This window comes from Actinomadura geliboluensis, assembly GCF_005889745.1.
In the GTDB taxonomy this organism is placed as follows: domain Bacteria; phylum Actinomycetota; class Actinomycetes; order Streptosporangiales; family Streptosporangiaceae; genus Spirillospora; species Spirillospora geliboluensis.
Genome location: NZ_VCKZ01000395.1, coordinates 1 through 8,163 on the forward strand (window position 1 = coordinate 1; position 8,163 = coordinate 8,163).

An 8,163-nucleotide genomic window follows, 5' to 3' on the forward strand; every position below is an offset into this window, starting at 1 on the left:
CGCTTTTTAGCTTCCCCAAACCTCTTCTTTTCTTTAATGATACGGCCACCCCCGAGATCTACACTCTCTCCGTCGTCGGCAGCGTCAGATGTGTCTAAGAGACAGGCGGAGCCCGCGGGCGCCCCGGAGGGCGACGGATGAGCGGGTTGTTCGAGGGTGTGCTGCGGGCGTTCGACGAGCGGCGGCGCGCGGAGGTCGTGGCGGCGTACATGGCGGTCGAGCACGCGGCGGAGCCGGTGGCGGAGGTGCGGTTCGCGGCGCTGCGGGAGCCGGCGCTGCGGCGGGCGGTCGAGGAGATGCTCGCGCTGAACGGGCGGACGCTCATCCGGTCGGAGCAGACCCGCTGGATCTCCGGGTACCGGGACGAGGTCGCGAAGGCGCTCGCCGAGGACCCCGCGTGCGTTCCGGGCGTGCGGGAGCGGGCCGTGCTGACGCTGGTGCTGATCCATTCGGTGGCGATCCCGCGCGCGGCCGGGCTGCTGGCGGACGACTCGTGGCTGTCGCCGCATCCGACGCCGCTGGACGAGCTGCGCCGCCGCACCCAGCTTCCGGTCACCGAGCTGGAGGCGTCGCTGCGGCGGCTGCGGCTCGCGGGGCTGGTGGCGCAGGTGAAGGCGGGCCCGGACGACGCCGGGGGGTTCGTGCCGGGGGCGCAGTTCCACCGGCTGACCGACGCCGCGCGCCGCCGGCTTCAGGAAGAGCTGATCTTGGCCGCCGGGCCGGACTCGCCGCTCGCCGCGGCGATCCGGGCGCGGCGGCGGGGACGGGGGGAGAGCACATGACGGCCGGGACCGAACCGATGATGGCCGCACCGGCGGCGGCCGCGCGCGACACCGGGAACGTGGTCGGCGACCGGACGCTCGTGGCCGTGCAGGCGGTGAACATCTCCCGGCTGTCGACGCATCCGGTGCCGACCGTGCCGGGGACGCTGATCGTGGTGGCCGGGCAGGGGCCGAAGGACTCCAACGGCGCGGGCAAGTCGTCGTTCATCGCGGCCATCACGGCGCTGCTCGGGGACGAGCAGTGGCGGTTCGCGTCGGGCGCGCGGGCGGTCGCGGAGCTGCTGTTCAACGCGGAGCTGGCGGCGCAGGGCGACAGCCAGTGGGCGAGCGCCGACCACGGGTACATCGTCGGCGTCTTCGACCACCCCGAGCCGGTGGAGGACGATCCGGCGGTGACGGTGTGGCTGCGGGTCAACGCGGACGCGCCGCACCTGGAGATCCGGTGGCGGCAGGGCGTGTACCTGGCGTCGGCGCCGTCCGAGGCCGACCGGGTGGCGCTCGCCGACCGGCTGTGGGCGGGCCTCCCCCGCAGCGCGGGGCGCCGCGACCTGGTCGCGAAGGACCTGACCCGCGTCCTGTACGGGGGGCAGGTCCGGTGCGTGTCGTTCCTGTCGACGTCGGTGCGGTCGAAGGTCGCGACGAACCTGCTGTCGCAGCCGCTGAACGAGATCAGCCCGGAGCGCATCTTCAGCGCGATCGCGGCGCTGACGGGGCTGGACCGGGAGCTGGAGGCCGAGCGCAAGTCCCGCGCCGACGAGCACCGGGAGCGCGCGAAGGCGGCGGAGGCCGCCGAGCGGCTCGCCGAGTGGGAGCGGGAGGCGGCGAGCCTGCTGAAGACGTTCGACCGGCACGACCGCGCGCGGGACGAGGTGGCGGCGGCGCTGCGGCACTGGCGGACGCGGCGGGCACGGCTGCTGGTGGACGCGGCGGAGGCCGACGCCGCGCACGCCGCCGAGCAGGAGCGGCTGGGCCGGGAGGGCGCGGAGCTGGCGGAGGCGGCGAAGGCCGCGGAGCGGGAGATCGAGCAGCTCACCGGCGGCGCGCTGGACGCGCAGGTCCAGGAGGCGCAGGCGGCGCTCGCCGAGCTGAAGGGGCAGGCCGACAAGCTCAGCGCGGACAAGGCCGTCGCCCGGGGCCGCATGGACGACCTGCGCCGGCAGGTGTCGGCGCTGGAGGAGCGGCAGCGGGAGGCCGACGGCCGGGACGCCGACACCGCGCGCGCCGAATTGAAGGAGGCCGAGGCGCGCCGCGACGAGGCCCAGCAGGAGTACGGGATGGCCAAGGGCGCCGTCGCGCGCGCGGAGCGCGCCCTGGCCGAGGCCGAGGCAGGGCAGAGCAGCGCTCCGGAGCAGATCCGCGCGCTGGCGGCGGGGGGCATCGCGGCGGTCGGCCTGCTGGACGCGGTCGAGCTGGCCGAGGACGTCCGGGAGCGCTGGGAGGCCGCGCTGTGGCCGTACCGGGAGGCCGTCGTCGTCGCGGCGGACGACCTGGACGGCGCCGTCGCGGCCCTCGCCGCGCTGCCCGGCTCCATGATCGTCCCGGCGGGCGGCGAGGGGCTGCCCGAGGGCGTGCGCTGCGAGCAGGCGCTGGGGCGGTTCTTCGCCGCGCTCGACGGCGACGGCACCGGCACGGTCGTCATCGGCGGCTTCGCCGAGCCCGTCACCGGCCGCGTGGCCCGCGTCCAGGCGGCCCGGACGGCGCTGGAGGCCGCGACCGAGGCGCTGGACGACGCGCGGCAGGCCACGGCCGACGCCGCCGCCGACGTGGCGCTCGCCGGCCGGCGGCTGAGCGGCGCGCGCGCGGCGGAGGAACTGGACGACGTCCGCGAGCGCATGGCGGAGCTGCGCGAGACCCTTGAGGAGCTGGCGGGCGGCGAGGCCCGGCTGGGCCCGCGGCTCGGGTCGGCGGAGCAGACGCTGCGGCGGCTCCAGGCGAAGGCCGACACGCGCGCGCTGGAGATCGACCGGCTGCGCGGGCGCAAGGAGGCCCGCGAGAAGGAACGCGACGGGATCCGCAGGGCGTCGTCCGAGCTGGCCGACAAGCGGGCCGCGCTCGGCCTGGACGCGCTGGAGAAGGACTGGGGCGGCTCCCGCGACGCCGCCACCGAATGGCTGTCGGGCCTCGACGACGACGAGGCCACCTGGACGCCCGCCGAGTGGTGGCACACCGCCGAGAAGCACCTGTCGGAGGCGCTGCGCCGCGTGTTCCCGGACGGCCCGTCCGACGAGGACATGCCGGAGGAGATCCGGTTCCTGCTGCGCGAGCGCGCCGAGGGCGAGGGCCGCCGCACCGACCGCGAGCAGGCCACGTTCGCCCGCCTCGCGCAGGCCCTGGAGGGGCATCTGCGCAGGCAGGAGGACTACGAGCGGCACCAGCGGCGGCAGATCGAGGTGCAGCTGTCGGCGCGCCGCGCCGACCTGGACAAGGCGCAGAAGGGCGCGACGGAGGCGGCGGGCGCGGCGGAGGCGCACCGCACCGCGCTGACCGCCGCGATCCGCACACGCCTCCAGCGGGTCGCGGAGGAGTTCGAGAAGCTCGACGTCGGCTACGGCGGCTATGGCGCGACGCTGGAGTTCCCGACGCCGGAGCAGCCGGGCGACCCCGAGCAGGAGTGGCGGTGGCGGGTCACGCCGAAGTGGCGCCGCTCGGACGGCCAGCGGTACGTCCCCTACAACCGGCGCGCCAACACCGCGCTGATGGACGAGAAGGCCGTCAAGCTGGTGTGCGCGGCGGCGCTCGCCAGCTCCGGCGGCGGGCGGCTCTGCCTCGTCCTGGACGAGCTGGGGCGCAACCTCGGCAAGGAGCACCGCAAGGAGGCCGTCGCGCTGTTCCGCAAGATCGGCGAGACGCACGGCATCACGGTGATCGGGGCGCTGCAGGACGACATGGAGCCGTACGCGATCGACGCGTGCGGCCAGTACGTGAAGCTGCGCCGCTCGTCCGACACGATGCCCTACAACGAGCCGCCGGTCGTCGTCGGCTACGACGAGCACGAGGCCCGCGTCCGGATGCTCGCCGACCAGATCACCGCCTCCCGGCCCGTGCCCGAAGAGGCGAAAAGCGGGTGAACCCGGGCGGTGGATCCGGCACGATGGCGCGTCATGCGCGCCGATGATCTGCTCGCCGAGATCGAGCCCCTCCCGTACCGCGCCCGCGTCCGCCGCCTGGCGGCGCTGCGGGCCTCCCGAGGCGCGCCGGAGCTCGCCGCGCTGCTGGCCGAGCTGGGCGGGCGCGGCCACTACGAGCGGTCGGCCGCGCTGTCCATCGCGTCCGCCGTGCGGGACGAGGCGTCCCTCGCGCACCTGGTGGCGGCGACCGGCGACCCGGACGCGGTGCTCGCGCTGCGGGCGACCCGGCTGGCGGTGCGGTACGCGACCGCGCCGGGACCGCTCGCGGAGCGGCTCATGGACGCCCCGCAGGCGGTCAGGTCCGCGACGTACCGGGCGGTGCGCCGGCACCGCCGCGCCGACCTCGCGGACGCGCTCATCGGGCCGGTCCTGGAGCGGTGGGGCGCGGACGAGGCCGCCGCGCTGCTGCCCGCCTGCACCCCGGAGCGCGCGGCCGAGCGGCTCGGGCCGCTCGCGCACGCCGTCCCGAACCCGCACACGCTGGGCGGCGCCCACCCCGGGACCTTCCTGGACCAGGCCGAACGGGACCTCGCCGCGCTGACGCCGGGCGCGCGCACCAGCTGGTGGCACTGGAACGGGCCGGGCATCGCGGCGGTGGTGCGGCACGACCCCGGCCGGGTGCTCGGCCTCCTGGAGGACCACTGGCACGCGGCCGGGCTGCCGCACGTGCTCCGGCCGCAGATCGGCGCGCTGCTGGACGCCGAGCCGGAGCGGACGCTGCGGCTGCTGCTGGCGGACGGCACCCGGACGGTGCTCGCCTCGCTGATCCGGCGGCGGTCCATGCGGGACCGGCTCGCCCGCGCCGGCGGGGACGGCCTCGCCGCGGTCGCGCGCGCCGTCCGGGAGGACGAGTCCGCGCTGCGGCTGCTGCTGGCGGCGGTGGCGCCGGCCCGGCGCGGCGCGCTGTTCGACGCCGCGATGGACGGCGTCGACCTCGCGGCGCGCGAGCTCGGGGACGCGCTGATGAACGTCCTGCCGCGCGCCGTGCGGGTCCGGGAGGCGCGCCGGATGCTGGGGCTCCGCGCGGTCGCCGGGCACCCGCAGCGGGTGCAGGCCGTGTCGGCCTACCTGCCGTTCGCGGAGGCCCGGCCCGTCCTGGAGGAGCCGACCCGGCGGCCCGACGCCGACGAACGCGCGGCCGGGTACGCGCTGCTCGTCGCGTGCGCCGGACGCGAACGCGACCCGGCCGTGCTGTCCACGCTGCTGGAGTCCCTCGGGCGGCTGCGCAACGAGCAGGAGCCGGTGCGGGTCGCCGCGCTGCGGGCGCTGGCGGCCGTCCCCGGCGCGGCGCTGGGGGCCGAGCACGCGGCGGCCTTCGAGCGGCTCGCCGAGGACGCGCTGAACGCCCGCGACTGCTCCAACGCGACGCGCTTGACGCTCGTCCAGCTCGGCACCGCGTTCTTCCGGCAGGGCGCGTTCCGCGACGACGCCGAGCTGACGGCGACGGGCATCGGGTTGCTGAGGCGCGTCATCGGCAGCTCCTCCCTCGTCCCGCTCGGCCGGCTGGACCGGGTGCTGCGGCGCGGGCAGGAGCACCGGCTCGTCGAGCGGCTCGCCCCGCTGCTCGACGAGGGCGCGCGCCGCGACGACCACGGGCTCGCGCTGATGCTCGTCCGGGCGCTCGGGCGCCGCGCGCACGGCGTCCCGGCGCTCCAGGACGCGCTGGAGAAGGCCCTCGGCGCCCGCGACGACCGGGTGATCCGCGAGGCCGTCGCGGGCTGGCTGGAGCCGCCCGCGACGCGCGGCGAGCGGGTGGAGCGCGTCGTCGCCGGGGACCCCTCCACGGTCGGGCTCCCGCCGGTGCTCGCGGCGGTCGCGGCGGAGCGGACCGACCTGCTGCACCTCGTCCTCTCGGAGTCCACGCCCGAGGGGCGGTTCCGGCGCGGCGACGTCACCTACGTCCCGTGGGTGGAGCCGCGCTGGACGCGCGGGTGGACGGCCCGGCAGCACGCCGCCTACCTGCGCCTCCTCGACCGGGTCGCGGGCGACGCGCGGCTCCCGGACGCCGGCCGGGCCCGCGCGGTCGCGGCCATCGCGCAGGTCCCGGGGGTGGACGCCGCGCGGCTCCGCCCGTACCTGGCGGCGGACGACGCCCGCCTGCGCCGGGCCGCGCTGACCGCCGCGCCGTGGACCGCCCGCCCGCAGGACGTCCTGCCCGACCTGCTCGCGCTCGCCTCGTCCGACGACGCGCACGTGGCCGTCTACGCGGCCGGGCGCGCGGCGCGGTTCGTCCGGCCGTCGGCGCTGGCGGCGCTGCTGCGCCCGGTCCTGACCGGCGGCAAGATCACCGCGCGGAAGGAGGCGCTGCGGATCCTGCTGCGCACCCGCGTGCCGGAGGCGCTGGACGTCGTCGCCGCCGCCTGGGACGACCCCGGCCAGCACCGGGACGTGCGCGCGGCGATCGCGTCCGCCGCCCGGGCGCACATGTCCGACCCGGCCGCCCGGCGGATCCTCGCCGAGGCGGCGGCCGGGCCGCGCGACCTCGCCCGCCAGGTGCTCGGCGCGTGGCCGTACGAGATCGAGGGGGCGTTCCGCGCCGACTACGCCGCGCTCGTCGTGCGGGTGGCGCGCTCCCCCGACCCGGAGGCGTCCGACGCGGCGCTGACGGCGCTGGGCCGGTGGGCGCAGTGGGCGCCGGAGATCCCGGCGCGGCTCGCGGCCGTCCTCACCGACCTCGGCGAGACGCGCCGCTGGCGCACCGCGCTGTTCACGCTGGTCGGCTGCGCGGTGGGCGGCACCGGAACGGACGCGCTCGCGGACGCCGCCGCGACACTGGCAGAAGCCTGTGACGCCGCGAACGCCGAGCCCGAGCGGGACCTCCCGGCCGAGCAGCGGCTGGCGGCGCTGGCCGACGCGCTCCGGCGCGCCGCCGCGAACCGCCGCGACGGCGCCGGACCCGTCCTGCGGGCGGTCACGGAGCGGCTTCCCGCGCAGCTGGCGCGGGAGCTGACGGCCGCGACCGTGCACTGGGACGACCCGGCCGTGGACGCGCTCGCCGACTCCTGCGCGGGCGTCCCCGTCCTCGCCGTCCAGCGGGTGGCCGAGGCCCTCGCGGACGGCCCGCGCGCCGGTCTCCCCGACCCCGCCGAGGTGCATCCGCACGCGGAGCGGCTCGCCGGGCGCGGCGACCCGGCGGGCGGCCTGTTCGCGTGCGCGCTCGCCGGGCGGCACGGCCCGCGCGCGGGCTGGCCGCCCGAATGGCGGGACGTCCTGCGCGCCCTGCGCGCGCATCCGGACCCCGACGTGGCCTTCACCGCGCGTGGCATCCTCGTGTCGAAAGAGTGACCAACCATCCCCGGTTCCGCCGCGTCACATGACTGGAACGTTCAGGGACGGACTGGAAAGAGGTGCCCCGTGGCGCAATGGCGCGTTTCGGAGTTCGACGAGGTGCGCGAGCTCGGCCGCGGGGCGCAGGGCCGGGTGGCGCTGGCCCGGCACGCCCGGACCGGCACCCCCGTCGCGATCAAGTACCTGCCCGCCGGCGCCGACCCGGCGGCCAAGGACGCGTTCCGCCACGAGGCGCAGATGCTCGGCCGGGTCGACGACCCGCACGTGGCGCGGCTCTACCGGCTCGTGGAGCACGAGCACGGCACGGCGCTCATCATGGAGGCGGTCGAGGGCGTCTCGCTGAAGCGGGTGCTCGCCGAGCACGGCGCCCTCGGGCCGGAGGCGGCCCTGCTGGTGCTGAAGGGGTCGCTGCGCGGGCTGGCCGCCGCGCACGCGGCCGGGGTCGTCCACCGCGACTACAAGCCCGCCAACGTCGTCGTCCGCGCGGACGGGCTCAGCAAGCTCATCGACTTCGGCATCGCCGTGTGGACGGGCGAGGGCGACCGGTCCGGCACCCCGGTGTACATGGCGCCCGAGCAGTGGCGCGGCGAACCCGCCACCCCGGCCACCGACGTCTACGCCGCGACCTGCGTCTTCTACGAGTGCGTGACCGGCGAGCGGCCCTACCGCGCCGACGACCGGGCGGCGCTGATGGGCCAGCACGCCGCCGCGCCCGTCCCGGCGGACGACGTCCCCGAGCCGCTGCGCACCCTCGTGCTCCAGGGGATGGCCAAGGACCCCGCCTACCGCCCGCCGGGCGCGGCGCAGTTCGTGGCCGAGCTCGACCGCATCGCCGTCGAGTCGTACGGGCGGGACTGGGAGCAGCGCGGCGTGCGCGCCCTGGCCGTGGCCGCGGCGGCCCTCGCCGCCCTGTTCCCGCTCGCCGCGGCCGGCCTTGTCTCTTATACAAATCTGAAGCTTCCGCC

4 protein-coding genes are annotated in these 8,163 nt (G+C 77.4%); all 4 read left to right on the forward strand.

The window, feature by feature from the left end:
• Positions 1–137 precede the first annotated feature (137 nt).
• On the forward strand, positions 138–782 hold the full coding sequence (locus tag ETD96_RS36145; RefSeq protein WP_138640970.1) for a DprA-like winged helix domain-containing protein: 645 nt from the start codon (positions 138–140) through the stop codon (positions 780–782).
• The gene (locus ETD96_RS36150) at positions 779–3,850 is read left to right on the forward strand and encodes a coiled-coil domain-containing protein (RefSeq protein ID WP_240808484.1); all 3,072 of its coding nucleotides are present in this window, start codon (positions 779–781) and stop codon (positions 3,848–3,850) included. Before ETD96_RS36145 ends, ETD96_RS36150 begins: the two co-directional genes overlap by 4 nt.
• Before the next feature lie 33 nt (positions 3,851–3,883).
• Positions 3,884–7,195, forward strand: a complete 3,312-nt coding sequence (locus ETD96_RS36155) for a hypothetical protein (RefSeq protein WP_138640971.1) — start codon at positions 3,884–3,886, stop codon at positions 7,193–7,195.
• A 69-nt stretch (positions 7,196–7,264) separates the two neighbouring features.
• On the forward strand, positions 7,265–8,163 hold an 899-nt coding region (locus tag ETD96_RS36160; RefSeq protein ID WP_138640972.1), incomplete at its 3' end, for a serine/threonine-protein kinase.

What these genes read in the sequence shown, in the direction of transcription:
- ETD96_RS36155 (WP_138640971.1), top strand. Translation starts at nt 3,884, where the DNA reads ATGCGCGCCGATGATCTGCTCGCCGAGATCGAGCCCCTCCCGTACCGC.
- ETD96_RS36150 (WP_240808484.1), top strand. Translation starts at nt 779, where the DNA reads ATGACGGCCGGGACCGAACCGATGATGGCCGCACCGGCGGCGGCCGCG.
- ETD96_RS36145 (WP_138640970.1), top strand. Translation starts at nt 138, where the DNA reads ATGAGCGGGTTGTTCGAGGGTGTGCTGCGGGCGTTCGACGAGCGGCGG.